Genomic DNA, 2,294 nt, shown 5'->3' on the forward strand with positions numbered 1-2,294 from the left:
GCCCATTGCTGATGCCGCGACTACATATCCACTCATGCTAGCCATTGCCGCAATAAGGACTTTCCACCAGGTCAGGCCGCTCCGAAACCGGGCAAGCGTCACCAACAACACAGCAACGACTAAAGCCGGCGAAAGCCAAAGTTCAATCCCGTTCAAGATAGCGCCAGCGGTATCGCGAGATACCGAAAAACACCTGTTAGCGGGAGCTATGATGCACACCGATGCCATCGCCGCAATCAAGGCTGCGATGCCTATTATCAGTGTCCCTGATAATACGGTTATGGCAACGCAGATCAGCTCTCGCGCCCGCAATCGGCCGGGAGGCAAACCGAAATCCTTGGAGCCGGCCTCCGCGCTCACTTCGCCAGTTCCTTCAGGCCCAACCGGATGAGTTGCGCGGTCTCGGCCTTTTCTCCGGCGCTGCGCGAAGCGGCTGCGATGGCCGCCGCCGCCTGCGGCTGGCCATAACCGAGATTGACCAACGCGGAGATCGCATCCGTCACCGGGCGCGGCGCGCGGGAATCGTCGATCGCGCCGGAGAGACTGACGACCGCCGGATCAATATTGGCGAACGCAGGCGCCTTGTCTTTCAATTCAGTAACAATGCGCTCGGCGACTTTTGGCCCAACGCCCGGCGTGCGGGTCACAGCGGCCTTGTCGCGCAGCGCGATCGCATTCGCAAGGTCCGGCGGCGACAGCGTGCCAAGCACGGCGAGCGCGACCTTGGCGCCGACGCCCTGCACGGTCTGCAGCAGGCGAAACCATTCGCGCTCGATATCGCTCCTGAAGCCAAACAGCTTGATCTGGTCTTCGCGTACATAAGTTTCGATCGAGAGCACGGCGGCCTCGCCCGCTCCGGGCAGGGCCTGCAAGGTGCGCGAGGAACAATGCACCTGATAGCCGACGCCACCGACATCGAGGATGACGAAATCCTCGCCGTAGGAATCGATCAGGCCCTTGAGCTTGCCGATCATAGACCGACCACCTTCAGCCGCATCGCAGCGCTGCCGCGATGATGCGCATGCGTAATCGCAACCGCGAGCGCATCGGCAGCGTCGGAAGATTTCGGCTCGGCCTTGGGCAGAAGTACTTTCAGCATCACCATGATCTGGTTCTTGTCGGCGTGGCCGGCGCCGACCACCGTCTTCTTCACCTGGTTGGGCGCATATTCCGAAACCGAAATTCCAAACATCGCCGGCGACAGCATCGCGACGCCGCGGGCCTGGCCGAGCTTGAGGGTGGCCACACCGTCCTTGTTGACGAAGGTCTGTTCGACCGCGGCCTCGGTGGGCCTAAAATTACCGAGTACCGCGGCCAGCCCCTCATGAATGGCAAGCAGACGGCTCGCGAGCGGCAAATCCTGCGGTGGCTCGACCGAACCGCAACCTAAAAAAAGCAGACGGTTGCCCTCGATCTCGATCACGCCCCAGCCGGTGCGGCGCAGGCCCGGGTCGATGCCGAGGATGCGAAGGGATGAGCGAATCGGCTGCGAGGACATGGGCATTTATACCCCATGATTCGCGATAACGCGGGGTTATCCGCCCATCTTCGCGACCAGCGCGTCGGAGATCTCGAAATTGGCATAGACGTTCTGGACGTCGTCGTGCTCGTTCAGAAGGTCCATCAGCTTCAACAGCTTCTCGCCGGTTTCGTCGTCCACCGCGACGGTATTTTGCGGCTTCCAGATCAACGCCGCCTTGCGGGCCTCGCCGAACTTCGTCTCCAGCGCCTTGGCGACATCGCGTAACGTTTCCTGCGAGGCGTAGACCTCATGGCCGCTTTCGCTGGAGACCACATCGTCAGCGCCGGCATCGATCGCCGCTTCCAGCATCGCATCATCTGACGCCACCTTGGTGTCATATTCGATCACGCCGGTGCGATCGAACATGAACGAAACCGCGCCTGTTTCGCCGAGGTTACCGCCCGATTTGGTGAAATAGGAGCGGATATCGGAGGCGGCGCGATTGCGGTTGTCGGTGAGCACCTCGACGATCACGGCGATGCCGCCAGGACCGTATCCTTCGTAGCGAATTTCGTCGTAGTTCTCGCCCTCGCCCCCGATCGCCTTTTTGATCGCGCGTTCGATATTGTCCTTCGGCATGTTCTCCTGCCGGGCAGCGATCACGGCCGCCCGCAGACGAGGGTTCATCGCCGGATCGGGCGTTCCGAGTTTTGCCGCGACCGTGATTTCCCGCGCCAGCTTGCCGAACAGCTTCGACTTTTGGGCGTCCTGGCGGCCCTTGCGGTGCATGATGTTCTTGAACTGGGAATGGCCGGCCATGCGGGTTCTCTGG

General features: G+C 61.4%; 3 protein-coding genes. All 3 read right to left on the minus strand.

All coding sequences use genetic code 11. From position 1 onward, the window contains the following. Positions 1 to 356: 356 nt before the first annotated feature. From ruvA to WB528_RS09340, 3 genes are read right to left on the minus strand one after another with little or no spacing between them, the layout of a single operon-like run. Positions 357 to 974, minus strand: a complete 618-nt coding sequence (ruvA, locus tag WB528_RS09330; protein WP_423888132.1) for a Holliday junction branch migration protein RuvA — start codon at positions 972 to 974, stop codon at positions 357 to 359. Then, on the minus strand, positions 971 to 1,498 hold the full coding sequence (gene ruvC / locus WB528_RS09335) for a crossover junction endodeoxyribonuclease RuvC (RefSeq protein ID WP_423888133.1): 528 nt from the start codon (positions 1,496 to 1,498) through the stop codon (positions 971 to 973). The genes ruvA and ruvC overlap by 4 nt, the downstream gene beginning before the upstream one ends. Before the next feature lie 36 nt (positions 1,499 to 1,534). After that, entirely contained in the window at positions 1,535 to 2,281 is a 747-nt protein-coding gene (locus WB528_RS09340; protein ID WP_423888134.1) for a YebC/PmpR family DNA-binding transcriptional regulator, read from the minus strand. Positions 2,282 to 2,294: the final 13 nt, after the last annotated feature.

Source organism: Bradyrhizobium sp., from assembly GCF_049586575.1.
Taxonomy (GTDB): domain Bacteria; phylum Pseudomonadota; class Alphaproteobacteria; order Rhizobiales; family Xanthobacteraceae; genus Bradyrhizobium.